The organism is Ralstonia sp. 22086 (genome assembly GCF_052045975.1).
Taxonomy (GTDB): domain Bacteria; phylum Pseudomonadota; class Gammaproteobacteria; order Burkholderiales; family Burkholderiaceae; genus Ralstonia; species Ralstonia wenshanensis.
In genome coordinates this window covers 84,067-107,669 of record NZ_JBQEPZ010000003.1, presented here as the reverse complement: position 1 = coordinate 107,669, position 23,603 = coordinate 84,067, and the positions used below count along the sequence as shown (strand labels likewise).

Below are 23,603 nucleotides of genomic sequence, written 5' to 3'. Positions count from 1 at the left end.
TTACTCCGTGCCGTGGGTGTTGGCGGCAGCGTCGCGCATTGCGTGCTCGGCGGACTGCATGCCGTTGTAGTAAAGGTTCAGGATGACGGCGACCAGCGTGCCCAGCACGATGCCGCTGTGCGTGACCGGCTCCAGCCAATGCGGCAGATACTGGAAGAAGGTCGGTGCCAGCGTCGGGATCATGCCGAAGCCGATCGAGATCGCCACGATGAAGAGGTTGTGGCGGTACTTGTTGAAATCGATCGAGCCGAGAATGCGCACACCCGTGGCGGCCACCATGCCGAACATCACGATGCCCGCGCCACCCAGCACGAAGGACGGGACGGACGCCACGATGTGGGCCATCTTCGGGAACAGGCCCAGCGCAATCAGAATCAGGCCGCCCATGGCTGCCACGAAGCGCGAGCGCACACCCGTGACCGTCACCAGCCCCACGTTCTGCGAGAACGAGGTGTACGGGAACGTGTTGAACAAGCCGCCGATCACCGTGCCAAGACCGTCAGCCCGCAGGCCACGGGTGAGGTCATCGGTGGAAAGCTTCTTGCCGGTAATTTCGGCCAGCGCCAGGAACATGCCGGTCGATTCCACCAGCGTGATCAACATCACGATGCACATCGAAGCGATGGCGCCGAAGTGGAAGGTCGGCATGCCGAAGTGCAGCGGCGTGATCACGGCCACCCAATCGGCGTCGGTGATGCCGGCAAAGCTGACCTTGCCGAACGCCATGGCGATGAACGTGCCGATCACGATGCCCAGCAGCACGGCGATATTGCCGATCAGGCCGCGGCCATACTTCGTCAGCAACAGGATGATGACGAGCACTGCCAGCGCGATGCCCAAGCCGCTCAGGTCGCCGTAGGCCGGATTGGGCACGGTCTTGAGCACGCCGTCCACCATCGTCTTCATGGTCGGCTGGCCACCCGCAGCCCAGTTGATCCCCACGCCCATCAGTGACATGCCGATCAGCGTGATGACGGTGCCGGTTACGACCGGCGGGAAGAGCCCAAGCACGCGCCCCATGAGCGGCGCGACGATGATGCCGAACAACCCCGCCGCAATCACAGCGCCGTAGATGCCCAGCAGGCCGATGCTCGGGTCGGTGCCAATGGCGATCATCGGGCCCACCGACGCGAAGGTCACGCCCATCATGACCGGCATGCGGATGCCGAACTTCCACACACCGAAGGCCTGGATAAGTGTGGCAAGGCCGGCGGCAAAGAGATCTGCGTTGATCAGGAACGCAAGCTGTTCCTTGGGCAGATGCAGTGCACCGCCCACAATCAGAGGCACTGCCACGGTGCCTGCATACATCACCAATACATGTTGAAGGCCCAATGCGAGCAGGCGTCCATACGCCACGCGCTCATTGGTCAGATCCGCCGTGGGGGCGGCGATGGTGCTGCTTGCCATAAAGGTCTCCTTTGGGTGGTAAGCCGGACGGCGTCCGGCTTGTGGCGGCTGGCCTCTGTCGTGCCGGCTCGCCCGATACAGCTAAACCGGTCCTAGACTTTGTCCTTCCCGCCGCGCGGGCCCAATACCGAACGCAGATCGAAATCAGCGGGCGCTTCGGGGCGCACGCGATCGGCGCAACATTGCAAGTGCTGGGCCATGTGGGCCTGGGCAGCGCTGGCGTCGCCGCGCTCAAGGGCATTGAGGATGTCGAGGTGTTCGTCGAACGAGCAGGCGTTGTTGCCCGGGGCCTCGACGCTGGCGATCATCAGCGTGGTGCGCGACACCAGCCGGCGCATCATCTCGACCACCAGTGGGTTGCCGGATTGCTCGGCCAGCGCCACGTGAAATTCCGCAGACAGGCGAATCCAGCGCGGACGATCGTGCGTGACAAATGCCTGGCGCTCCTGCTTGACGAGTTCCATCAGCGGCGCGATGGCCGCCTTGGGGTTGCTGCTGTGGCCCACCTTGTCGAGCACCGCGCGCTCCAGGATCTGGCGCAGCTCGAACATGGCGTGGGCCTCGTCGATGGAGGGTGCGGCGATGAACGCACCGCGGTTCGGCTCCAGGTCAACCAGGCCATCAGCGGCCAGTTGGGAGAAAACCTTGCGCACCGTATGCCGGGCGGTGGCATAGATTTCGCAAAGCGCATGCTCCGTCAGCTTCGTGCGCGGGGGCAGGCGGTGTTCCATGATCGCGTCGTAGATCTCGTGATACATCCGTTCTTCGACCGACATGCGTGTTGCCCCCGATGCTTTGGCGCCCGACTTCGACACCGCTTCCGTGGAGACCAGCTTGAGATTCTTGGACATGGCAGACCTGCCTTTCATTAGTGCGCCGCGGCATCAGCCACTGCGAAAATCTGTTGACAATTATTCGTGGCCGCCTTCAATATTGTCAACAAAATGCGTTCGGGAATCCGACAAACTAGGGAAATCCCTGTTTGGAGCCTGGTCTAGAGACACGGCGAAGACAAGGAGTCGGGCCCAGAACGAGCGACGGCTTTGCCGGTTTGGCATGTCTTCCCCCGATGGACGGCAGGCGTAAACCGGCTGGACGCGCGCCGGGATGCGTGCACAGCACGTACCGAGCGGGCCCCGACGCCAGCCCTTGTCCCACAAGGGTTTGGCGCGAGGTGCAAGTGGAGGCAGCGGCGCTTCTGAAAATTCGAACTACAGAGGAAGACAAATGGGACGCTTGACCACCCATGTGCTCGACACCGCTGCAGGCACGCCGGGTCAAAACCTGGCGATTGCACTGTTCAAAATTGTCGACAATCAGCGGCAACCGATCAAATCGGTTCGCACCAATCACGATGGCCGTTGCGATGCGCCGCTGCTTGAAGGCGACGCGCTGCAAACCGGCGTGTACGAGCTGGACTTCGGCGTGGGCGAGTACTACCGCGCCGCCGGCGTCAGACTCCCCGAGCCCGCGTTCCTGGACGTGGTGACGCTGCGCTTTGGCGTGGCCGATACGAGCGCGCACTACCACGTGCCGCTGCTGGTGTCGCCGTGGTCGTATTCGACCTATCGCGGTAGCTAAGGAGCGGGGCAATCATGGAAGGCTATATCCTCGACTGGGCCAACTTGCTCTTGCGTTGGCTGCACGTGATCGTTGCGATCGCGTGGATCGGGTCGTCGTTCTACTTCGTCTGGCTCGATAACAGCCTCACCAAGCCGACCGCGCCGGATCTGAAGGACAAGGGCGTCGACGGCGAGCTGTGGGCCGTGCACGGCGGCGGGTTCTACAACCCGCAGAAGTACCTGCTGGCGCCGAAGCAGCTGCCCGATCATCTGCACTGGTTCTACTGGGAGTCGTACTCCACCTGGATGTCGGGCTTCGCGCTGCTGACGGTGGTGTACCTGTTCAACGCCAACGTCTACATGATCGATCGCAGCGTGTTCGACATGACGGCGACGACGGCCGTGCTGCTGGCGCTAGGCTTCCTGGTGGTCGGCTGGATCGTGTACGACACCATCTGCCGCGTGTTTGGCAAGAACGACCGCGTGGTCGGCATTCTGGTGGCGATCTACGTGGTGATCGCGGCCTTTGCAGCGACGCACCTGTTCTCGGGCCGGGCGGCGTTCCTGCTGATCGGCGCGATGATCGCGACCATCATGAGTGCCAACGTGTTCTTCTGGATCATTCCGGGGCAACGCAAGGTGGTGGCCTCGCTTAAGGCTGGCGAGAAGCCGGACCCGATTCACGGCAAGCGCGGCAAGCAGCGCAGCGTGCACAACACATACTTCACGCTGCCGGTGCTGTTTGCGATGCTGTCGAACCACTACAGCATGACGTACGCCGCCAAGTACAACTGGGCCGTGCTGGTGCTGATCATGCTGGCTGGCGTGCTGATCCGTCAGTTCTTCATCCTCAAGCACAAGGGCGTGGTGAACTGGGGTTATCCGGCAGCAGGCGTGGCCGTGCTGTTGGGTGTGGCGGTGTGGCTCGCTCCGGTGTCGCGTCCGGCAGCGCCTAGCGCCGAAAGCACGCCTGCTGCGGCAGCGACGGGTACGGCCGCAGCGGCCACCCCGACAGCCGCTGGCGGCTCGGACTTCGCCAAAGTACAGGCAGTCGTTACCGCACGGTGCTACCAATGTCACTCGGCTCATCCTACCCTGATGCCTTCGCCGGCCAAGGGCGTGTTGCTCGATACGCCGGAAGAGCTGGGCAAGCATGCGCAGCTCGTCTACCAGCAAGTCGTGCAGCAGAAGCTGATGCCGCTGGGCAACGTGACGCAGATCACCGATGACGAGCGCGCGATCATCGCCAAGTGGTTTGAGGACGGCGCCAAGACGAACTGAGGCGCACGCTGAGCAACAACAGAAAGGTTTATCGGAGCATGCCATTCGTTCCCTAGCGGGTGGCATGACCGGTGAGGGTTGAACGGGGCTACGGCCCCGTTTTTTTTTCGCTTGAAGCGTCTGCAGCGATGTGTCCTTGGCCGGGCGCGATTCACCGCTGCCTCACCGGCCGCAAGGGGCGCCGACAGGGCAGCCCCAGAGCCTCTAATTGACGGCTTACTTCCCGACGCCCAGCAACGCCAGCACACCCAGCACCAGGAAGATCAGCGCCGCAATCCGATGCACCAGCGTGATCGGCATGCGCGCAGCGAACTTGTTGCCCATCAGCACGGCTGGCACGTTCGCCAGCAGCATGCCGACGGTGGTGCCAGCCACGACCGAGAACACGTCGTTAAAGCGCGCTGCCAGTGCCACGGTCGCGATCTGCGTCTTGTCGCCCATTTCGGCAAAGAAGAAGGCGACGATGGTGGTGCCGAGAATGCCCAGACCGCGCTGGGCTGTGGAGGGCGCCTCTTCGTCGTCGAGCTTGTCCGGGATCAGCATCCACCCGGCCATGGCGATAAAGCCCACCCCCAGGATCCACCGCAGGACGTTCTCGCCAAGTACATGTGTGATCCAGCCACCGACAGCGCCGGCCAGTGCGTGGTTGACAAGGGTGGAGATGAAGATACCGAGGATGATCGGCACCGGCTTGCGAAAACGTGCAGCCAGCAAGATCGACAGCAGTTGCGTCTTGTCGCCGATTTCTGCGAGCGCGACGATGCCGGTGGAGACGAGAAAGGCTTCCATGTTGTTGTGGTGTCCGGGCCGTGTGCGAACCAATGACGCGCCACTGCCGGCCCTGTCCGCAGTGGGTTGTCATCGGTCTCGCCAGGCGCGTCACCGGGTGCCGGGGTGGCACCCTGAGTGCGGCTGACCACGCCATAACCACCTGTCATTGCGACGGCGGTCAAGTCTGTTGACGTGGCCCCCGGGGTATCGACCCCGGGCGGCTACTCCCCAATGGAAGGCAAGATTATAAGTGCATCAGGCGTTGGCGCCAACCGCGAATTTGGCCGGCTCACCCTGGATGTAAGTGGCGGATACGGCACGGTCTTCGCCCAGCAGTGCCAGCGAGAACAGCAGCTCTTCCAGCGTTTCCGAGCGTGCATTGCGGCGGGCCAGCAGCGGCGTCGCTGCCGGGTCCAGCACGATGAAGTCGGCTTCCGCGCCCGGCACGAAGCTGCCGATGCGGTCTTCCCAGCCCAGCGCTTCAGCGGCGCCGCGCGTGGCCAGGTAGAACATCCTCAGGGCGGTCAGGTGATAGCCGCCCATGCGCGCGACCTTATGCGCCGTGCCCATCGTGCGCAGCATCGAGAACGAACTGCCGCCGCCAACGTCAGTGGCCAGCGTGAGCGCCAGGCGGTGAGCGTCGTTCTTGTGGAAGTTGTACAGGCCGCTGCCCAGGAACAGGTTGGACGTGGGGCAGTGCGCCACGGCTGCACCGGATTCGGCCATGCGTTGGCGGTCGCCGTCGTCCAGCCAGATGGCGTGGCCGTAAAAGGCGCCTTTGCGAAGCAGGCCGTAGCGGTCGTAGACGTCCAGGTAGCTGCGTGCGTTCGGGAACAGGTCGGCCACCCATTTCACTTCGTCGGGATTTTCTGCGACGTGCGTCTGGATGAAGACGTCCTTGTATTGCTTGGCGAGCTCTGCGCACGCTTGCAGTTGCGCTTCGCTCGACGTGGGCGCAAAGCGCGGTGTGATGGCGTAGGCCAGACGGTCCTTGCCGTGCCAGCGGGAGATCAGGTCAGCCGTGTCGCGGGCGCCGGATTCGGCCGTGTCACGCAGATATTCCGGGCAGTTGCGGTCCATCATCACCTTGCCGGTGATCATGCGCATGCCGCGTTGCTGGGCCTGCGTGAACAGCGTCTCGGCCGAGCTGCGGTGCACGGTGCTCCACACCATGGCGCTGGTCGTGCCGTTGCGCAGCAGTTCGTCGAGGAAGAACGATGCGACGCCAGCGGCGTACTGCTCGCTCTCGAAGCGGCGCTCTTCGGGGAAGGTGTATGTCTCCAGCCAGTGCAGCAGGCCAGGCGACGGCGACGCAATGATGTCCGTCTGCGGGAAGTGGATGTGCGTATCGATGAACCCCGGGACGATCAGCTTGCCGCTGTAATCGTGCAGTTGCGTGCCGGCGGGCAGGTTCTCGCGCAGTGCGGCGTAGTCGCCGGCCTGCACGACCTTGCCGTCCGTGACCACGAGCAGGCCGTCTTCCCAGTACTCATAGGCATCGCGCTCGCGATACTGCGGATCGTGCAGGAAATGCAGCACGCGGCCGCGGTAAGCGTGAACGTTGTTGGAAGTCGGGGGCATCGTGGTCATCGTCGTTTCGTAGATTTTTAGTGTGCGGCTTTCCAGTGGTCGTCGACCTTGGCAAGCCACAGGGCTTTGTCCTGTTCGGGCAGGAAGGACGCCTCGAAGCTGTTGCGTGCGAGCGTGTGCGCATCGGCCGCAGACAGGTCGAGGGCATTGAAGGTGGCGAGCCAGTTGGTGTTCATGTAACCACCAAAGTAGGCCGGATCATCGGAGTGCAGCGTCACAGCGCAGCCCGCGTCCAGCAGTTGTTTGAGCGAGTGGTCGCGCAGGTCCGGATAGACCTTCAGTTTCTCGTTCGAGAGCGGGCAGACCGTCAGCGCGATACGTTCGGCGGCGAGGCGCTTGACGAGTGCGGCATCGTCGATGGCGCGTACGCCGTGATCGATGCGCTCAACCTTGAGGATGTCGAGGGCGTCGATCACGTATTGCGCCGGGCCTTCCTCGCCGGCGTGGGCCACCAGGTGTAGGCCCAGCTCCTTGCAGCGCGCGAATACGCGCGCGAACTTCTCCGGCGGATTGCCACGCTCGGATGAATCCAGCCCCACACCGATGATGCGGTTGGCCGGGTCCTGGATGTAGGGCAGGGCCGCTTCGAGCGTGTCGAATGCGTCTTCCTCGCTCAGATGGCGCAGGAAGCAGAGGATCAGCGCGCTGGAAAAACCGTGCTCGCGCTCGGCGTCGTCCAATGCGCGGACGATGCCGTGGATGACGACATGCATGGGCACGTTGCGCGCGGTGTGCGTCTGCGGATCGAAGAAGATTTCGGCGTGGTGGACGTTGTCGGCAAGTGCGCGTGCCACGTACGCCGCCGTCATGTCGTAGAAATCCTGCTCGGTAAGCAGCACGCTGGCGCCGGCGTAATACAGGTCGAGGAACGACTGCAGATCGTCGAAGGCGTAGGCGGTGCGCACTTCCTCGACCGACGCATACGGCAGCTTCACACCGTTGCGCTCAGCCAGCGCGAACATCAGTTCGGGTTCGAGCGAGCCTTCGATGTGGATGTGCAGTTCAGCTTTCGGGCTGGTGGCGATGCGTTCTGCAAGCGCGGTGGAGATCGGCATGATTAGACAGGCGTGGGGACTCGGTAAGGAACCGCCGCGCCGCTGCTGGCGCTGGTGAGCGCGTGCTGTTGCAGCTCTCGCACCTGCAGAAGTTGCGCGACGACGGATACCGCAATGATATCCGGCGCCTTGTCCACGATGCCCGCCACGCCAATGGGACACACCATTTCCGGCAGGCGTGCCGGGTCCACTCCGTGCTCGACCATGCGGTGCTCGAAGCGCGCGCGCTTGGTCTTGGAGCCGATCAGGCCGAAGTAGGCAAAGTCCGTGCGGCGCATGATGCGTTCGCACAGCGCGAGATCCAACGCATGGTTGTGCGTCATGACCAGGAAGTAGCTGCCGCCGGGCGCGTGATCTATCACGGCTTCCGGCGTATCGGTGGATTCGATGACGACGTTCGGCGGCACTTCCGCTGGAAACGGGAACATCGCATCGCGCTCGTCCACCCATGTCACGCGGCAGGGCAGATGCGCCAGCGCGCGCACGATCGCGTGCCCGACATGGCCCGCGCCGCACAGCACAATCGACATGTCGGGCGGCAGCACGGTTTGGGTGAATCCGCAGGCGTCGAATTGCACGCCGGCCGCAGCTGCGTCGCCCACGCTTGCTTCAACCGCTACCGCAGGATCAGCGGAGACAAAGCGGCGCAGGCTGCGGCGTTGGCGCATGGCGTCATCGGCCAGGGCGATCCAGTCCACATCACGCGCGTCGAGGCGCTCTAACGACAGACGGACCACGCCGCCGCAGCATTGGCCGAGTGCCGGCCCAAGCGGAATGCGTACGAACTGACGGCGCGCTTCGCCGGTGGCTTCGGGCACGTCCATCATCGCCTGCGCAATTTCCATCGCGCGCCATTCCAGGTGGCCGCCGCCGATGGTGCCGAAGAAGCCGTCGGTGCCCACCAGCATGAGCGTGCCCGGTTCTCGCGGCGCAGAGCCTTGCACGTCCGTCACCGTGACCAGCACGCATGGCTGCCCGGCCTGCACGGTGGCAAGCACATCGGCGAAGCGGAATGGGCGCAGTTGCGTGTGGTCCATGGTGTCTCCCAACTCAGGCGGTCAGCGGGGCGCTGCGGATCGCATCCACGGCCTTGAGGATTTCCTCGCTGGTGGCCGGCGCATTCAGCGGCGGGTTCGTGCGGCCATCGCCAACCGCAGCCACTGCATCGCGAATGGCGAAGAACACCGAGAACGGCAGCAGCAGCGGCGGCTCACCCAGCGCCTTGGAACGGTGGATGCTGTCTTCCACGTTGGCGTTGTTGAACAGGTTCACGCGGAAGTCCGGCGGGCAGTCGTTGACCGTCGGGATCTTGTAGGTGGACGGCGCGTGCGTCATCAGCTTGCCGTTCTTGTTCCACCAAAGCTCTTCGGTCGTCAGCCAACCCATGCCCTGGATGAACGCGCCTTCCACCTGGCCGATGTCGATGGCCGGATTGATCGAGCGACCGGCGTCGTGCAGCACGTCGGAGCGCAGCAGCCGCCATTCGCCCGTGAGCGTATCGACCACCACTTCCGAGACCGCCGCGCCATAGGCGTAGTAGTAGAACGGCCGGCCCTTGAGCTTGGCTTGATCCCAGTGCAGCTTGGGCGTGGCGTAGAAGCCGTCGGACCACAACTGCACGCGCGCAACGTAGGCCTTGCCGATCAGTTCGTTGAACGGCACGCGGCGTGCACCGATTTCCAGATGGTCGCCCACGATCGCCACCGTTTCGATGGGCGCTTCGTAATGCTCGGCGGCAAACGCGATCAGGCGCTCGCGGATCTGGCGTGCGGCGTCTTGCGCGGCCTTTCCGTTCAGGTCGCTGCCTGTGGATGCCGCCGTGGCGGACGTGTTGGCCACCTTGCTGGTGTCGGTGGCTGTCACGCGGATGCGCGTGAACGACACGCCCAGTTCATGCGCGACGACCTGCGCGACCTTCGTGTTCAGGCCCTGGCCCATTTCGGTGCCGCCATGGTTTACGAGGATCGAACCGTCGTTGTAGACGTGCACAAGTGCGCCGGCCTGGTTGAAGTGCTTCACGTTGAACGAGATGCCGAACTTCACCGGCGTCAGCGCCAAGCCGCGCTTGAGGACCGGGCTGGTCGCATTGAACGCGCGAATCGCTTCGCGGCGGGCGCGGTAGTCGGACGTCGTCTCCAGTTCGTCGAGCAGTTCATGGATGACGTTGTCTTCCACGGTCTGCCCGTACGGCGTGACGTTGTTCTTGTCCTTGCCGTACAAATTGGCGCGGCGCACGTCGAGGGCATCCTTGCCGACCGAGCGCGCGATGTTGTCCATGATGTACTCGATGGCAAACGCGCCCTGCGGGCCGCCGAAGCCGCGGAATGCGGTGTTCGACTGCGTGTTGGTGCGCGCGCAGAAGCCGTCGATTTCCACCTCGGGCAGCCAATAGGCGTTGTCGAAGTGGCAGATGGCGCGCGTCATCACGGGGCCAGACAGGTCGGCCGAGAAACCGGCGCGCGAGGTCATGTCGACCTTGACGCCCTGGATGCGCCCGTCGTCGTCGTAGCCGGCTTCGTAGGCGAAGCGGAAGTCGTGCCGCTTGCCGGTGATCATCATGTCGTCGTCGCGGTCCGGACGCAGCTTGACGGGGCAGGCGAGTTTCCACGCCGCCAGCGAAGCGCAACAGGCAAACAGACCGGATTGCGATTCCTTGCCGCCGAAACCACCGCCCATGCGGCGGCATTCGACCAGCACCTGGTTGGCATGCCAGCCCAGCATGTGCGACACCATGTGCTGCATCTCGGTCGGATGCTGCGTCGAGCACCACACGTGCATGCCGTTGTCTTCCTTGGGCACGGCGTACGAGATCTGGCTTTCGAGGTAGAACTGCTCCTGCCCACCCAACGACATCTTGCCGGCTTCCGAGTGCGGCGCGGCAGCGATGCGGTCGGTCGGCTCGCCACGCTTGAGGTGCATTGGCGGCAGCACGGACTTGCCGGCGGCACGCGCTTCTTCAGGCGTCAGCAGCGGGGGCAGGACTTCGTATTCGATATTGCCCAGACGCGCCGCACGGCGGGCCGCATCGTGCGACGTGGCCACCACGATGAACATCGGCTGGCCGATGAAGTGCACCGTGTCGGTCGCCAAGATGGGGTCGTCGTGGATGATGGGGCCGCAATCGTTCGTGCCAGGAATGTCAGCCGACGTGAATACCGCCACCACGCCGGGCGCGGCCTTCACGCGATCCAGATCCATGTTGACGATGCGCGCATGCGCCTGCGTGCTCATGCCGAGCGCCGCGTGCAGCGTGCCGGCCAGCTCAGGAATGTCGTCGGTGTACGTGGCAGTGCCCGCGACATGCAGGTGCGCAGACTCATGCGGGCGCGAAATGCCCACCACAGCACCGCGCTGATCAGGCATGGCGGCAGCAATATCGGCTTCCGCCAGCAGGAAGGCTTCGGTTTGCTTGTTCATGTTCTTACGCTGCTGTGAGGGTATTCAATTCGACCGCGCGCACATTTATCTGTTCGGGCGCAAGCGGCGCATCGGGGCGGGTTTCCAGCCAGAAGCGGTACACCGTGTTGGCGGCCGATATGCGGCGGTAGTTGTCGGTCGCGCGCATGTCGGTCAGTGGGGTGTAATCGCGCGACATGGCTGCCATGGCAGCGCGCACCGTTGCTTCGTTCCACGGCTGGCCGACGATGGCGGCTTCGGTTTCAGCGGCGCGCTTGGAAGTTGCTGCCATGCCGCCGTAAGCGATGCGTGCGCTGCGCACCATGTCACCGTCCAGCTCGATGGCCAGCGCCGCGCACACGGCAGAGATGTCTTCGTCAAAGCGCTTGGACAGCTTGTACGTACGGAAGCGCAAAGCATCGCGGCCCTCACGCGCGGGGATGCGCAGGCCGGCAACAAACTCGCCTTCTTCCATCGCGTTCTTCTGATAGGCGAGGTAGAGGTCTTCGAGCGGTAATTCGCGGCGGACTTCGCCACGCTGCAGGACGACGCGCGTGCCGATGGCGATCAGCGCGGGTGCCGAGTCGCCGATCGGCGAGCCGTTGGCGATGTTGCCGCCGAGCGTGCCCGCATTGCGGATCGGCAGCGAGGCAAAGCGCTTCCACAACTCGGTCGTCTCGGGGTAGTCGGCGGCCAGGAATTCGTACGCCTTTTCCAGCGAGACGGCCGCGCCAATCTCGATCCAGCCGTCACGCTTTTCCAGTGCGTACAAGTCGGCTACCTGGCCGATGTACAGGATGTCGCCCAGATCGCGGAACTGCTTGGTGACCCACAGGCCGACGTCGGTGCTGCCGGCCAGGATGCGGATGTTCGGATGCGCGGCCTTGATGGCGGCAAAGGCCGATGCGGTGCGCGGCGCGTAGAAGCGCGGTGCGTTCTCGGTGCCGACGGGTGCATAGCTGAAGGTGTCCTTGCGCTGCAGCTTGCGCAGCGTGTCGGCCAACTGCGTGCGGTCGATGCCTGTCGGCGCGGGCAGTTCGAACATGCGTTCGCCAGCGTCGATGATCGGGCGGTAGCCGGTGCAGCGGCACAGGTTGCCGGTCAGCGAATCGCAGATGGTCTGGCGCGATGGGATCGGCGCCTGGTTGCCGGTGTTTTCGTACAACGCGTAGAGCGACATCACGAAGCCAGGCGTGCAGAAGCCGCACTGGGATCCGTGGCACTCCACCATGGCCTCTTGCACGGGGTGCAGCGTGCCGTCCTTGCCGCGCACGTCTTCCACGGTGAACAGCGCCTTGCCGTCCAGCGTGGGCAGGAACTGGATACACGCGTTGACGGCCTTCAGGCCGACGCTGCCATCTTCCTGCAGCTCGCCGAGCACCACGGTGCATGCACCGCAATCGCCTTCGGCGCAACCTTCCTTGGTGCCGGTGCAGTGTGCGTCCTCACGCAGGTATTGAAGCACCGTCCGAGTGATCGGGGCGTCCGTGACGGTGCGGACCTGGCCGCGGTGGAAGAAGCGGATGGGCTGAGTCTCCATGGGGGTTCTACGCCTGTTTGTGTGTGTAACGGAACCATAGCACCGGGCCAGGAATGCAATATTTGGCCCATGTGATAACCCGCATCGGAAAGCCAAAATCCGGGGTATACCCGCCGGTAGCGGTCTGGCGGCGCGGCGTGCAGGTGACATACACTGACAGCGTCCCCAAGCACTTCTTTTAGAAGGGTCGGCGCAGCCGTTACCCGCCTCCAGATGCACGGCAAAGATCACCTCGATACCTACCTCCTGCGCGTTCTCTACACGCTGCTCACCGAGCAGAGCGTGACGCGCACGGCGGTCAAGCTCGGCCAGTCACAGCCGGCCATCAGCAACACGCTCAAGCGCCTGCGCGAGATCACCGGCGACGCCATCCTGGTGCGTGGCAAGAACGGCATGGTGCCGACCGAGCGCGGCCATGATCTGCTGGCGCTCGCCCAGCAGAGCCTGGAGGCGATGGAGCGCATCGCCCGCCCGTCGCAGGAATTCGACCCCGGCAACACCACCCGCACGTTTCACCTCGGTGCGCCGGATTATCTCGATGCCTTTTTCCTGCCCAACATCGTCGAGCGTCTGCGCAAACAGGCCCCGCAAGCCAAGCTGGTGGTGCATCCGCTCAATGCCGGCGTCGATTACCTGGCCGCACTGGAGCAGGGCGGCATGGACCTCGTGATCGGCAACTGGCTGTCGCCGCCCGAACATCTGCACATTTCACCGCTGTTCGACGATGAAGTCGTCTGCATGTTGGGGGCGCAACACCCGCTCGCGCGCAAGGGCATTTCGCTCAAGCACTATGTGGAGATGCCCCACCTGGCGCCCGCGCCGTATGCCGTCATGCAGCGCAGCATGATCGATCAGGCACTTGCGGAGCAGGGGCTCAAGCGCCAGATCCAGGTGTCGCTGCCGTATTTCGGGCTGGTGCCATATGTGCTGATGCGCACCGATCTGGTCTTCACCACCGGCCGCCAGTTCGCCGCACACTGCGCCCAATATTTGCCGATTCGCATCCTCCCGCCGCCTATGGCGTTCCCGAAGATGCGCTTTTACCAACTCTGGCATGAGCGCAGCCACGCAGCGCCCGATGTGATGTGGTTGCGCCGGATGATCGGCGAGGTGGCGGCAGAGTTGCCGCAGCATTCGCAGTTGGAATCGGCGGTGGCTTGAGGCTGCACCGCCGCTGCTTTGCCATGCCGCCGCGCGGCGTTACTTTCCGCTTGCGACCGCTTTCCCGTAATCAGGGAAAAACACCTGTTCCCCGTTGACCTTGAAGCTGGCAATCACCTGCTGACCGGCTGGTGACGTGATCCATTCGATCAGCTTGGTCGCATCGGTGTAGTTGACGCTGGGGTATTTCTTCGGGTTGACCGCGATGATGCCGTAGGGATTGAACATGCGCGGGTCTCCGGCCAGCACGATGTCGAGGCCCGTCTTGGCACGGTAGGCACCGTAGGTTGCGCGGTCCGAAAGCGTGTAGGCGTTCATCTGCGCGGCCATGTTCAGCACTTCGCCCATGCCGAGCCCCGCGCTGACGTACCACGGCTTGCCCTTCGGGTCGATGTTGGCTGTCTTCCAGTAAGCCTTTTCCATGACGTCGGTGCCGGAGTTGTCACCGCGCGAGATGAACCTGGCGCCGGCTTTTTCGCCCGCCGCGGCAATGGTCTCCATCCCCTGGATGACGTTCTTCTGGCCGCGCACGTGAGCCGGGTCTGTCTCGGGGCCGACGAGGAGGAAATCGTTGTACATCACGTCGCGCCGGTCGATGCCGCCGCCTGAGGCGACGAAGGCGTCTTCCAGTTGGCGGGCGTGCACGAGCACCACATCCACATCCCCCGATTCGCCCAGCTTGACCGCCTTGCCGGTGCCAACGGCAATCACCTGCACATGGATGCCAGTGGCCGCTTCGAACTTCGGTAACAGGACTTTCAGTAGGCCGGAATTTTCAGTGCTGGTGGTGGTGGCCATGCGGAGATCGCCAGCATATGCAGCGGTGGCGACCACGAGTGTCATGCAGATGACTGCAGATAGCCGAAGGGTTTGGGACAATCCAGGCATGTTGTGGGGGGTGCGGGAAGGCGTGGACGCTTTATGTCGGATGCTGCATGATGTCGGCAACGTCAGGGGCAGCCAGCGGCCACGATAAGCCTGCCCCGAGGATGAGCAGAATTGTTCTCCTGGGTCCCGGCGGAAGTAAATAGGAAACCATAAACATAATGACATTCCAGTTCGAGGTATTTCCGGTGGTGGGGCCGGACGACAACCCGCGCGCCAATGGCAAGGTGTTTCAGTTGCTGCGGGCGGTGCGCGAGACGGGGTCGCTGCACAGGGCGGCCAAACAGGTGGGCCTGTCGTACCGGCACGCCTGGGGGGTGATGCGCGCGTGGGAAGAAATGCTCGGCCGCTCGCTGCTCGACATGGAGCGCGGCCGGGGTGCGTCGCTTACGCTCTTTGGCGAGCGCATGCTCCGCGCCGAGATGCGCCTGCGCGAGCAGCTCGATCCGGCGCTCCACCAAGCCATGGGCCAGTTCCTGTCGGAGCTGGAAGACGCATCCCAGTCGCAGGCGCGCATCCGATTCTCGGGCAGCCATGACCCGGCCGTGGAAGTGTTGGCTGAGACGTTTGCGCGGCAAAGCCACGGGGCACACATCGATACGGTGTTCTGCAGCGCCGTTGAAGGGCTGATCTGCCTGCAGGAAAAACAATGCGAAGTGGCCGGCTTTTATGTGGCCCCGCAGCAGGGTGCGGGCTCGATCGCGCACCAGACACTGCGCAAGTGGTTGCGCCCGACCGCGGTGCGCCTGATCGCCCTGGCTGATCGCGAGCAGGGGCTGATGATGTCGGCGGAATGGGCCGGGCGGGTGCAGTCGCTGGGGGACTTGGCGCGCACGCAAGCGCGCTTCATCAACCGCCAGCGCAGTTCGGGCACGCGTTTGCTGTTCGATCAGTTGCTGGTGGCCGCGGGGCTGTACCCCGACCAGATCAACGGGTATGACGAGCAGGAGTTCTCCAGCGACAAGGTCGCCGTGGCCGTGCAGGAAGGACGGGCGGACGTGGGCTTCGGCCTGCGCCCGGGCGCCGAAGCCCACGGCCTGCACTTTGTTCCGCTGACGCGCGAAACGTATTACCTGGCGGTGCGCCGCAACGATGCGCTGTCGCCCTGGGTGCGCGAGCTGATCGAGCGCATCGGTCAGCCCGCCTTCCGCGAAGGCCTTGGCCACCTCGCAGGCTACCGGCCGACCGAGCACGTTTCGCTGCTGACCGCAGAGCAGGCGCTGCCCTGGCACGCTGACGAGGCTCGCACGCTGGCCCGCTGAAGTCGTGCGAACATGGCGGGGTTCGCGCGATCGAGCGCCCCGTCAATGTTCTGCCCATGTCACGTTTCTCCGTCTGGACCCAAGCCCTGCGCATGCTGCGCCGCGACTGGCGCGCCGGTGAGCTGAACCTCCTGCTCGTCGCGCTGGTGTTGGCCGTGGCAGCGCTGGCGTCCGTCAGTTTCCTGGCCGACCGCATGCATGCGGGGCTGGAGCGCGACGCGCGCCAGCTGATCGGCGCGGATGTCCTGATCGTGTCCGACCAGCCGTTGCCACCCGACATCGAGGCGCATGCGCGCGCGAGCGGCCTGCAAGTCACGCACACCGCCACCTTCCCCAGCATGGCAAGCACGTTGGCAAAGGGCGCCTCGGGCGAACCCGTATCGCAACTCGCTGCCATCAAGGCCGTCGACGTGGGCTACCCGCTGCGCGGCACCCTCAAGGTGAGCGATGACGGGCGCGATACCGTGGGCGCGCCCATCCAGGGCATTCCTGCTGCAGGCACGGTGTGGGTGGACGCACCGCTGCTCGAAGCGCTCGGCATGCGCGTGGGCGATGCGCTCCGCCTGGGCACGCGCACGTTCAAGGTCGCCCATGTCATCACCCAGGAACTTGATCGCGGCGCCGGCTTCATGAATTTCGCCCCCAGGGTGATGCTGCCCATGTCGGATCTGGGTTCGACGGGGCTTGTCACCTACGGCAGCCGGGTCACGTATCGCCTGCTGGTGGCTGGCCCCGATGCCGCTGCCAGCGCGTTCCGCACCTGGGCAGAGAACGAAGCGAAGACGCGCCAGTTGCGTGGCGTGCGCGTTGAATCGCTGCAGAACGGCCAGCCGCAGATGCGCGAAACGCTGGACCGCGCCGAGCGCTTCCTCTCGCTCGTCGCCTTGCTCGCCGCGATGATTGCCGCAGTGGCGATCACCATGGCCGCGCGCCGCTACACCACGCGGCATACCGATGCGGTGGCCGTCATCAAATGCCTGGGCCTCAAGCAGGGGCAGATTCTCGGCACGTTTGCGCTGGAGTTTTTGCTGATCGGCGTGATCGGTTCGGCGGTGGGCGTGGCACTGGGTTATGGGGCGCATTGGTTGTTGCTGGCATCGCTCGGCGACCTGGTCACGGTGACATTGCCCGCGCCATCCGTCTGGCCGGCAGTCGTGGGCGTGACGGCGGGGCTGGTGCTGCTGATCGGCTTTGCCGTGCCGCCGTTGCTGAGCCTCGTGCGCGTGGCGCCGCTGCGAGTACTGCGGCGCGATGTGGCCGAGCGCGCCGTTGCTGCATGGATCGGTTATGCGCTGGGTGCAGCGGCGTTCTTTGCGCTGCTTGTAGTGTCTGCGCGCGACGTAAAACTTGGTGCGCTCACCGCCGCCGGGTTTGCCGGCGCAATCGTCGTGTTTGCGCTACTGGCTGCCGGCGGATTGCGCGCGCTGGCGGTGTCGCTGGGGCGTGGTCGCGCGCTCAGCGTGGGTTGGCGCTTTGCGCTGGCCGTACTGGAGCGCCGTCGTGGCGTGAGCGTGCTGCAAACCGTGGCGCTTGCGGTCGGCCTGATGGCGCTGCTGTTGCTTGCCATGACGCGCAATGACCTGATCCGCTCGTGGCACAACGCCACCCCGGCCGACGCGCCCAACCGTTTCATCATCAATATCCAGCCCGATCAGGTGACGCCCGTGGCGCAAGCCCTAGCCCATGCCGGCGTGGCCGACCCGAAGCTCTACCCCATGGTGCGCGGGCGCCTGACGCAGGTGAATGGCCAGGTGATCGACCGCCAGACCTATGCTGAATCGCGCGCCCGCAATCTGGTCGAACGCGAATTCAACCTGTCGTACGCCACGGCGCAGCCGCCTGAAAATCGCATCGTCGCCGGCCGATGGTTCAGCGGGCAGAAGCCCGAGGCCTCGGTGGAAGAGGGCATCGCCAAGACGCTCAACCTGCACCTGGGTGACGTGCTGCGTTTCGACGTCGCCGGGCAGACGGTGGATGCGCCCATCACGTCATTGCGCAAGCTCGACTGGAGCTCGATGCGCGTGAACTTTTTCGTGATCCTGCCGCCCGTGGCGTTGCACGACATGCCGCAGACGTACGTGACCGCGTTCCGCATTCCCACCGGGCAGGCTGATCTGCCGGCCAAGCTCGTGCGTGAGTTTCCAAACCTGACGGTCGTCGACACCGAGCTGATCCTGCAACAAGTGCAGGGCGTGCTGGATCAGGTGACGGCGGCGGTGGAATTCCTCTTCGTCTTTACGCTGGCGGCAGGTGTGCTGGTGTTGTATGCCGCGCTCTCCGGCTCGCGTGACGAGCGCTTGCGCGATGCCGGCGTGTTACGGGCGCTCGGAGCGGGCTCCGCCGTGGTACGTCAGACCCAGTATGCAGAAGTACTGATCGTGGGCGGCCTGGCTGGGCTGATGGCAGGGGTAGGCGCAATCGCCATCGGCTGGGTGCTCTCGGCGCACGTGTTCGATTTTCCGTATCGTTTCAACCCGGCGATCCTGCCGGTGGGCATCGTGAGCGGTATGGCGTGCGCCTTTGTTGGCGGCTGGTTGGGGTTGCGCGACGTGCTGCGTCGCCCGGCCATGGCAACGCTTCGTGACGCATGACGACGCCTGAAATTTCTGATGTGACTGACGCTGTATGACTGACGCAACTTCTGGCCAGGAAGCCCTGGCTTTTGACCTGATTGGCGGCGAAGCGCGCGTGCGCGAACTCGTTGACCGCTTCTACGACCTGATGGATCTGGAGCCCGAATTTGCTGTGCTGCGCGCACTGCATCCGCAAAGCCTGGATGGGTCGCGCGACAAGCTGTTTTGGTTCCTGTGCGGCTGGCTGGGCGGCCCAAATCATTTCATCGAGCGCTTTGGCCACCCGCGCCTGCGCGCGCGGCATATGCCGTTCGAGATCGGCACGCAGGAGCGTGATCAGTGGATGCGCTGCATGGCACTCGCCATGCAAGATATTGGCTTGGACGAAGCCCTGCAGATGCGACTGATGCAGGCGTTCTGGCAAACCGCCGACTGGATGCGGAACGTGCAGCGCTAAGGTGCCGCGCTAAAGCGCACCGTACAAAAAGCAGATTCAAGGAGACCCCGATGATCGGTTTGCCCACCGCCGACGACGTGCTCGCGTTCTGGTTCGGCAATGCGCCGCTGATTGACGCACGCCCGGAGTGGTTCACCAAATCTGACGCATTTGATGCCGAGATCCGCGCGCGCTTCTTGCCCCTGTGGGAAGCGCTTTCCACGGGAGACGCCGACACCTGGATGGATACGCCGCTCGACGCCATCGCGCGCATCGTCGTGCTCGACCAGTTCCCTCGCAACATGTTTCGCGGCAGTGCTCGCGCATTTGCCAGCGACGCGGCTGCGCTGCACACCGCGCAGATCGTCGTGGCAGCAGGGTGGGATGCGCAATTACCGACGCGCCATCACCGCATGTTCTGCTACCTGCCGTTCGAGCATAGCGAGGCGCTGTCTGCGCAGGACGAATCGATTCGCCTCTACACATGCCTGCGTGACCAGGAAGGTGATGCGGACCCGCTCATCTGGGCGGAGAAACACCGCGAGATCGTGGCGCGCTTCGGGCGCTTCCCGCATCGCAACGATGCCCTCGGGCGCGTTTCCACACCCGAGGAAGCTGAGTTTCTGACGCAGCCGGGGTCGTCGTTTTAGCGCTGGCGGTGCTTACGTGCGCTCGCGGCGCTCCGACCACTTGTCGACCGTTTCGCGAGGCGCACGCGCCAGCATGTCGATCAACGCGGCAGGGTCGTCGCTCACGTGCAGCAGATCGGCGTGGTGGCGCTTGAGGAAGCCTTCCTGCACGGCGTGGTCGATGAAGGCCAGCAGCTTGTCGTAGAAGCCCGCCACGTTCAGCAGGCCGATCGGCTTGTTGTGATAGCCCAGCTGCAGCCACGTGAACGTCTCGAACAGCTCTTCGTAGGTGCCGACGCCGCCGGGCATGGCGATGAAGGCATCTGCACGGTCAGCCATCATCTGCTTGCGCTGATGCATGCTGTCGACGATGTGCAGCTCGGTCAGCTCTTTATGCCCGACCTCCTTGCGCACCAGCGATTTCGGGATGATGCCAATGACCGGGCTGCCGCCGTGCAGCACCGCATCGGCCACCACGCCCATCAGGCCGACGTTGCCGCCGCCGTAGACGAGCGTGAGGTCACGCTTGACCATCTCGTTGCCCAGCGCGATGGCATTGGCTTTGTATTCCGGGCGCTCGCCCGGGCTGGAGCCGCAGTAAACGCAGATCGATTTCATTTAGCAGGGGTGTTGTTGCTTGGAGTGCCCGCGGTGCCGATAGGCGGATCGTTGCTGCGGCTCACCGCCAGCAAATCGAACGCCCGCCGCGGCTTGCCGCGCAGGTAAGGCGCGAGGATCGACAGGATGTGGTAGCTCGCGCCGTGCAGGTGGTCGCGGATCGCGTTCTGGTCGTTGTACTGACGCGGGTGCTGCACGAACTGGAACGACAACCAATAGGTGGCGATCACGACGATATTGGTGCAGATGACGTCGACTTGCTCGGCCGTGGCTTCCATCTCGCCGTCTTCGATGAACTGGTGGCAGATGTCCATGGCGAAGTGGCGCTTTTGCTCGACGATGCGCTTGAAGTTCAGTTCAAGCATGCGGTTGCGCGCGAGCAGATCGTTGATGTCGCGGTACAGGAAGCGGTAGTTCCAAAGAAACTCCGACATGTACTGCAGGTAGCCCCAGGTCTCATCGAGTGTGGCCTTGTGGTCATCCGGCAGCTTCAGGCGACGCGCGATCTCCTGCTCGAACTGCACAAAGATCGAGTTGATGATGTCGTCTTTGTTGCGGAAGTGGTAGTACAGATTGCCAGGGCTGATCTCCAGCTCTTCGGCGATCGTCGTGGTGGTGACGTTGGGCTCGCCCAGTTCGTTGAACAGGCGCAGCGACACTTCGAGGATGCGATCACGCGTGCGGCGTGGGCCGGTGGAATGCTGCTTGGTTTCCATTGAACTGCCAAGGCCGGTGGCCCTGTCTCCGTGGCGTATTGGTGCCCGGATTATAAGAGATCGTGCCCGTGCAACGACCCCTACATGCTGTGGGCAGGCATTACCAAACGTTGTCACCGGTTTTTCGCTGGTGTTCCTAATGCAACAGCGACGCTACCCACGGCCAGGCAATCGCCACCCACGTCCCCACACACAGCAGCAGGGCCAGCATGACGGCCGCGCTGCCGAAATCCTTGGCGCGCTTGGACAGCCCGTGCTGCTCCAGCGAGATACGGTCGACCGCCGCTTCCACGCTCGAATTGAGCAGCTCGACAATCAGCACCAGCACCAGCGTGCCGAGCATCAGAATGCGCTCGACCACCGTGGCAGGAATAACGAATGCACACGGCAGCAGGATCGCGCACAGCGTCAGCTCCTGGCGGAAGGCGCTTTCCTCGTCGATGGCGAAGCGGATGCCGCTGATGGAGTTCTTGAGCGCAAACCATGCCCGCGTGATGCCGCGATTGCCCTTATGCGGGTTGTCGGCCGGCGAATAGGCGCCGGCCGCCGGCGGTGCGGGCGGATTTTCCAGGCGCCGGTCCGGCGGGGTGGTGGGTTTCATGGAACGCAAGGCTCAGGCACCCGCGGCGGTGGATGGTTCGGCGGCCTTGGTGTTGCCGGCCGGCGCGGCGGGCATCGGGCGCAGGTGCGCGAGGAATTGTTCCGAGGCCGCGCGCCACGAGAACTTCTCGGCGTGCGCACGCGCCGTGGCGCGGTCGATACGCAACGCTTCCAGGCAGGCTTCGCGCAGGTCTTCGCGCAACGCACCAGCCGGCGAATCGCCCAGCACGTCGATGGGGCCTGTCACCGGATATGCGGCAACCGGCAGGCCGCTGGCCAGTGCCTCCAGCAGGACCAGGCCGAACGTGTCGGTGCGGCTCGGAAAGACGAACACATCGGCTGAGGCATACACCTTGGCCAGCTCCGGTTGCTTGAGCACGCCGAGGTAGCTGGCGTTCGGGTACTTGGCTTTCAACCCGGCCAGTGCCGGGCCTTCACCCACAACCCATTTCGAGCCCGGCAGATCCAGCTCCAGGAAGGCTTCGACGTTCTTCTCCACGGCCACACGGCCGACGTACAGGAAGATCGGATGCGCCGTGTTGAGCACGTTGCTGCGCTGTGCGGTGAAGATGTCCAGATCGACGCCGCGCGTCCACAGCACGCCGTTGGTAATGCCGTAGTCGGCAAGGTCTTTCAGCACCACGGGCGTCGGTGCCATCACGGCCTGGGCGGGGCTGTGGAACCAGCGCAGGAAGCGATACGTCCACGCCAGCGGAATGCCGAAGCGCGCCTGCACGTACTCCGGAAAACGCGTGTGATACGCCGTCGTATAGGGCAGCTTGTGGCGCAGCGCATAGGCGCGTGCGGCCAGGCCGAGCGGGCCTTCGGTGGCGATGTGCAGGGCCTGCGGGGCGAACTTCTCGATGCGCGCACGCACGCGCTTGGCCGGCAGGATCGAAAGGCGGATTTCCGGATACGTCGGGCACGGCACCGTCTTGAATTCCAGCGGCGTGATCATGTCGACGATGTGCCCCATGGCCTCCAGCTCGCGGCGCGTCTGGGTGAGGGTGCGGACGACGCCGTTGACCTGCGGTTCCCAGGCATCGGTGACGATCATGACTTTCACGGGCTCTCCTTGGGGGGTAGGGTGGGCGGCAGCGGGCTGAACGAGGTCGATGCTGGTGTGGGTCATAGAGGCTTCCATCAGGCGGCGGCCGCAGCGGCACGGCGTGCGCGGCGGGAGGTGCGCGGCGCATCGAGCAGATGCGTCCAGTAGACGATCTGCAGTTCGCCTTCCATGGTTTCGACCAGGGCAGAGAGGCTCTCCACCCAGTCGCCGTCGTTGCAGTAAAGCTGGCCGTCGATCTCGCGGATTTCGGCCTTGTGGATATGCCCGCAGACCACGCCGTCGCAGCCACGGCGGCGCGCTTCGTCCGTCATCACACGCTCGAACGAATTGATGAAGTTCACCGCGTTCTTGACCTGGTGCTTCAGGTATTGCGACAGCGACCAGTACGGAAAACCCAGCCGCACGCGGATGCGGTTGAAGTGCCGGTTCATCGCCAGGATGAAGGTGTAGAGCGAGTCGCCGACGTAGGCCAGCCAGCGCGCATGCTGCATCACGCCGTCGAACAGGTCACCGTGCACGACCCACAGGCGTTTGCCCGTGGCGGTGACGTGCACAGCGTCTTCAGCGACTTCGATATCGCCAAAATTCAGCCCGTGGAACTGGCGCGCCATCTCGTCGTGGTTGCCCGGGATGAACACCACGCGCGTGCCTTTACGCGCCCGGCGCAGCACCTTCTGCACCACATCGTTGTGTGCCTGGGGCCAGTACCAGCCCTTGCGCAGTTGCCAGCCGTCAACGATGTCTCCCACGAGGTACAGGGTGTCGGACTCGTGGTGCTTGAGAAAGTCCAGCAGGTAATCGGCCTGGCAGCCCGGCGTGCCGAGGTGGATATCCGACAGCCAGATCGTGCGATAGCGCTGGATCTTCTCGGCGGGCGGGTCGGTGTCCGTGTCAGCCGAGTGCTCTGGCGCCAACGTGGAAGCCGGCGTGGCAACGGGAGCTTCGTGCTCGCGCACATCGCCGCGGCCCGCCGGCACAGCCGAGCCCAGCGCACCGGCAGCGGCTAGTCCGGCAGCCATTTGCATCAGAGGCGGTGGAGCATTCCAGTC

21 protein-coding genes and 1 riboswitch are annotated in these 23,603 nt (G+C 64.2%); of the genes, 7 read left to right on the top strand and 14 right to left on the bottom strand.

Annotated elements, in window-relative coordinates; translation table 11 throughout:
• Window positions 1-1,410 carry a nucleobase:cation symporter-2 family protein gene (locus ACTJK6_RS13670; RefSeq protein ID WP_260801855.1) on the bottom strand — a complete coding sequence of 470 codons (1,410 nt, stop codon included), beginning with the start codon at window positions 1,408-1,410 and terminating at the stop codon, window positions 1-3.
• 92 nt (window positions 1,411-1,502) lie between these two features.
• Window positions 1,503-2,261, bottom strand: a complete 759-nt coding sequence (locus ACTJK6_RS13665) for a GntR family transcriptional regulator (protein ID WP_232040495.1) — start codon at window positions 2,259-2,261, stop codon at window positions 1,503-1,505.
• Between the two features lie 376 nt (window positions 2,262-2,637).
• On the opposite strand from ACTJK6_RS13665, the gene uraH reads away from it, so the two are divergent.
• Both uraH and ACTJK6_RS13655 read left to right on the top strand, forming a co-directional pair.
• Window positions 2,638-2,991 (top strand): hydroxyisourate hydrolase, encoded by a 354-nt coding sequence (gene uraH, locus ACTJK6_RS13660; protein WP_232040494.1) that lies wholly within the window; start codon window positions 2,638-2,640, stop codon window positions 2,989-2,991.
• Between the two features lie 14 nt (window positions 2,992-3,005).
• Window positions 3,006-4,253 (top strand): urate hydroxylase PuuD, encoded by a 1,248-nt coding sequence (locus ACTJK6_RS13655; protein ID WP_440839367.1) that lies wholly within the window; start codon window positions 3,006-3,008, stop codon window positions 4,251-4,253.
• A gap of 216 nt (window positions 4,254-4,469) precedes the next feature.
• Here ACTJK6_RS13655 and ACTJK6_RS13650 read toward each other — a convergent pair whose 3' ends face one another.
• The 6 genes from ACTJK6_RS13650 to xdhA all read right to left on the bottom strand — a co-directional run bounded on the left by ACTJK6_RS13650 (window position 4,470) and on the right by xdhA (window position 12,605).
• The gene (locus ACTJK6_RS13650; protein WP_260801854.1) at window positions 4,470-5,042 is read right to left on the bottom strand and encodes a TMEM165/GDT1 family protein; all 573 of its coding nucleotides are present in this window, start codon (window positions 5,040-5,042) and stop codon (window positions 4,470-4,472) included.
• A 54-nt stretch (window positions 5,043-5,096) separates the two neighbouring features.
• Window positions 5,097-5,266, bottom strand: a riboswitch (yybP-ykoY riboswitch).
• A gap of 13 nt (window positions 5,267-5,279) precedes the next feature.
• Complete coding sequence (gene guaD / locus ACTJK6_RS13645) at window positions 5,280-6,614, bottom strand: guanine deaminase (protein WP_322017287.1); 1,335 nt, start codon at window positions 6,612-6,614, stop codon at window positions 5,280-5,282.
• Window positions 6,615-6,631: 17 nt separating this feature from the next.
• Window positions 6,632-7,669 carry an adenosine deaminase gene (locus ACTJK6_RS13640; protein ID WP_440839365.1) on the bottom strand — a complete coding sequence of 346 codons (1,038 nt, stop codon included), beginning with the start codon at window positions 7,667-7,669 and terminating at the stop codon, window positions 6,632-6,634.
• 2 nt (window positions 7,670-7,671) lie between these two features.
• On the bottom strand, window positions 7,672-8,706 hold the full coding sequence (gene xdhC / locus ACTJK6_RS13635; RefSeq protein WP_440839364.1) for a xanthine dehydrogenase accessory protein XdhC: 1,035 nt from the start codon (window positions 8,704-8,706) through the stop codon (window positions 7,672-7,674).
• 13 nt (window positions 8,707-8,719) lie between these two features.
• The gene (gene xdhB / locus ACTJK6_RS13630) at window positions 8,720-11,086 is read right to left on the bottom strand and encodes a xanthine dehydrogenase molybdopterin binding subunit (protein ID WP_440839363.1); all 2,367 of its coding nucleotides are present in this window, start codon (window positions 11,084-11,086) and stop codon (window positions 8,720-8,722) included.
• 4 nt (window positions 11,087-11,090) lie between these two features.
• Window positions 11,091-12,605, bottom strand: coding sequence for a xanthine dehydrogenase small subunit (xdhA, locus tag ACTJK6_RS13625; protein WP_440839362.1), 1,515 nt, complete (start codon window positions 12,603-12,605; stop codon window positions 11,091-11,093).
• Between the two features lie 213 nt (window positions 12,606-12,818).
• Between xdhA and ACTJK6_RS13620 the strand changes: the two genes are divergently transcribed.
• Window positions 12,819-13,766 carry a LysR substrate-binding domain-containing protein gene (locus ACTJK6_RS13620; RefSeq protein ID WP_065858913.1) on the top strand — a complete coding sequence of 316 codons (948 nt, stop codon included), beginning with the start codon at window positions 12,819-12,821 and terminating at the stop codon, window positions 13,764-13,766.
• A gap of 39 nt (window positions 13,767-13,805) precedes the next feature.
• On the opposite strand, the gene ACTJK6_RS13615 is transcribed toward ACTJK6_RS13620, so the two are convergent.
• A complete protein-coding gene (locus tag ACTJK6_RS13615) occupies window positions 13,806-14,654 on the bottom strand; it encodes a substrate-binding domain-containing protein (protein ID WP_440839361.1) in 849 nt (282 codons plus the stop codon).
• A gap of 158 nt (window positions 14,655-14,812) precedes the next feature.
• Here ACTJK6_RS13615 and ACTJK6_RS13610 point away from each other — a divergent pair, with 158 nt between their 5' ends.
• From ACTJK6_RS13610 to ACTJK6_RS13595, 4 genes are read left to right on the top strand one after another with little or no spacing between them, the layout of a single operon-like run.
• A complete protein-coding gene (locus ACTJK6_RS13610) occupies window positions 14,813-15,913 on the top strand; it encodes a substrate-binding domain-containing protein (RefSeq protein WP_260801847.1) in 1,101 nt (366 codons plus the stop codon).
• Window positions 15,914-15,969: 56 nt separating this feature from the next.
• The gene (locus tag ACTJK6_RS13605; protein ID WP_440839360.1) at window positions 15,970-18,504 is read left to right on the top strand and encodes an ABC transporter permease; all 2,535 of its coding nucleotides are present in this window, start codon (window positions 15,970-15,972) and stop codon (window positions 18,502-18,504) included.
• A 34-nt stretch (window positions 18,505-18,538) separates the two neighbouring features.
• Window positions 18,539-18,943, top strand: coding sequence for a group II truncated hemoglobin (locus tag ACTJK6_RS13600; RefSeq protein WP_147214697.1), 405 nt, complete (start codon window positions 18,539-18,541; stop codon window positions 18,941-18,943).
• Window positions 18,944-18,993: 50 nt separating this feature from the next.
• Window positions 18,994-19,572, top strand: coding sequence for a DUF924 family protein (locus tag ACTJK6_RS13595; protein WP_260801845.1), 579 nt, complete (start codon window positions 18,994-18,996; stop codon window positions 19,570-19,572).
• Between the two features lie 12 nt (window positions 19,573-19,584).
• On the opposite strand, the gene ACTJK6_RS13590 is transcribed toward ACTJK6_RS13595, so the two are convergent.
• The 5 genes from ACTJK6_RS13590 to ACTJK6_RS13570 form a co-directional block, all read right to left on the bottom strand.
• Window positions 19,585-20,169 (bottom strand): TIGR00730 family Rossman fold protein, encoded by a 585-nt coding sequence (locus ACTJK6_RS13590; protein WP_012762323.1) that lies wholly within the window; start codon window positions 20,167-20,169, stop codon window positions 19,585-19,587.
• Window positions 20,166-20,885, bottom strand: a complete 720-nt coding sequence (locus ACTJK6_RS13585) for a TetR/AcrR family transcriptional regulator (protein WP_232040481.1) — start codon at window positions 20,883-20,885, stop codon at window positions 20,166-20,168. Before ACTJK6_RS13585 ends, ACTJK6_RS13590 begins: the two co-directional genes overlap by 4 nt.
• A gap of 136 nt (window positions 20,886-21,021) precedes the next feature.
• Window positions 21,022-21,486, bottom strand: a complete 465-nt coding sequence (locus ACTJK6_RS13580) for a diacylglycerol kinase (RefSeq protein ID WP_232040480.1) — start codon at window positions 21,484-21,486, stop codon at window positions 21,022-21,024.
• A 12-nt stretch (window positions 21,487-21,498) separates the two neighbouring features.
• On the bottom strand, window positions 21,499-22,542 hold the full coding sequence (locus ACTJK6_RS13575; protein ID WP_232043025.1) for a glycosyltransferase family 4 protein: 1,044 nt from the start codon (window positions 22,540-22,542) through the stop codon (window positions 21,499-21,501).
• Window positions 22,543-22,628: 86 nt separating this feature from the next.
• Window positions 22,629-23,579 carry a UDP-2,3-diacylglucosamine diphosphatase gene (locus ACTJK6_RS13570; protein WP_232040479.1) on the bottom strand — a complete coding sequence of 317 codons (951 nt, stop codon included), beginning with the start codon at window positions 23,577-23,579 and terminating at the stop codon, window positions 22,629-22,631.
• Between the last annotated feature and the right edge of the window lie 24 nt (window positions 23,580-23,603).

What these genes read in the sequence shown, in the direction of transcription:
- ACTJK6_RS13640 (WP_440839365.1), bottom strand. Translation starts at nt 7,669, where the DNA reads ATGCCGATCTCCACCGCGCTTGCAGAACGCATCGCCACCAGCCCGAAA.
- ACTJK6_RS13600 (WP_147214697.1), top strand. Translation starts at nt 18,539, where the DNA reads ATGACTGACGCAACTTCTGGCCAGGAAGCCCTGGCTTTTGACCTGATT.
- ACTJK6_RS13605 (WP_440839360.1), top strand. Translation starts at nt 15,970, where the DNA reads ATGTCACGTTTCTCCGTCTGGACCCAAGCCCTGCGCATGCTGCGCCGC.
- guaD (WP_322017287.1), bottom strand. Translation starts at nt 6,614, where the DNA reads ATGACCACGATGCCCCCGACTTCCAACAACGTTCACGCTTACCGCGGC.
- ACTJK6_RS13620 (WP_065858913.1), top strand. Translation starts at nt 12,819, where the DNA reads ATGCACGGCAAAGATCACCTCGATACCTACCTCCTGCGCGTTCTCTAC.
- ACTJK6_RS13615 (WP_440839361.1), bottom strand. Translation starts at nt 14,654, where the DNA reads ATGCCTGGATTGTCCCAAACCCTTCGGCTATCTGCAGTCATCTGCATG.
- uraH (WP_232040494.1), top strand. Translation starts at nt 2,638, where the DNA reads ATGGGACGCTTGACCACCCATGTGCTCGACACCGCTGCAGGCACGCCG.
- ACTJK6_RS13665 (WP_232040495.1), bottom strand. Translation starts at nt 2,261, where the DNA reads ATGTCCAAGAATCTCAAGCTGGTCTCCACGGAAGCGGTGTCGAAGTCG.
- ACTJK6_RS13595 (WP_260801845.1), top strand. Translation starts at nt 18,994, where the DNA reads ATGATCGGTTTGCCCACCGCCGACGACGTGCTCGCGTTCTGGTTCGGC.
- xdhB (WP_440839363.1), bottom strand. Translation starts at nt 11,086, where the DNA reads ATGAACAAGCAAACCGAAGCCTTCCTGCTGGCGGAAGCCGATATTGCT.
- ACTJK6_RS13650 (WP_260801854.1), bottom strand. Translation starts at nt 5,042, where the DNA reads ATGGAAGCCTTTCTCGTCTCCACCGGCATCGTCGCGCTCGCAGAAATC.
- xdhC (WP_440839364.1), bottom strand. Translation starts at nt 8,706, where the DNA reads ATGGACCACACGCAACTGCGCCCATTCCGCTTCGCCGATGTGCTTGCC.
- ACTJK6_RS13585 (WP_232040481.1), bottom strand. Translation starts at nt 20,885, where the DNA reads ATGGAAACCAAGCAGCATTCCACCGGCCCACGCCGCACGCGTGATCGC.
- ACTJK6_RS13655 (WP_440839367.1), top strand. Translation starts at nt 3,006, where the DNA reads ATGGAAGGCTATATCCTCGACTGGGCCAACTTGCTCTTGCGTTGGCTG.
- xdhA (WP_440839362.1), bottom strand. Translation starts at nt 12,605, where the DNA reads ATGGAGACTCAGCCCATCCGCTTCTTCCACCGCGGCCAGGTCCGCACC.
- ACTJK6_RS13610 (WP_260801847.1), top strand. Translation starts at nt 14,813, where the DNA reads ATGACATTCCAGTTCGAGGTATTTCCGGTGGTGGGGCCGGACGACAAC.
- ACTJK6_RS13580 (WP_232040480.1), bottom strand. Translation starts at nt 21,486, where the DNA reads ATGAAACCCACCACCCCGCCGGACCGGCGCCTGGAAAATCCGCCCGCA.
- ACTJK6_RS13670 (WP_260801855.1), bottom strand. Translation starts at nt 1,410, where the DNA reads ATGGCAAGCAGCACCATCGCCGCCCCCACGGCGGATCTGACCAATGAG.
- ACTJK6_RS13590 (WP_012762323.1), bottom strand. Translation starts at nt 20,169, where the DNA reads ATGAAATCGATCTGCGTTTACTGCGGCTCCAGCCCGGGCGAGCGCCCG.
- ACTJK6_RS13575 (WP_232043025.1), bottom strand. Translation starts at nt 22,542, where the DNA reads ATGATCGTCACCGATGCCTGGGAACCGCAGGTCAACGGCGTCGTCCGC.
- ACTJK6_RS13570 (WP_232040479.1), bottom strand. Translation starts at nt 23,579, where the DNA reads ATGCAAATGGCTGCCGGACTAGCCGCTGCCGGTGCGCTGGGCTCGGCT.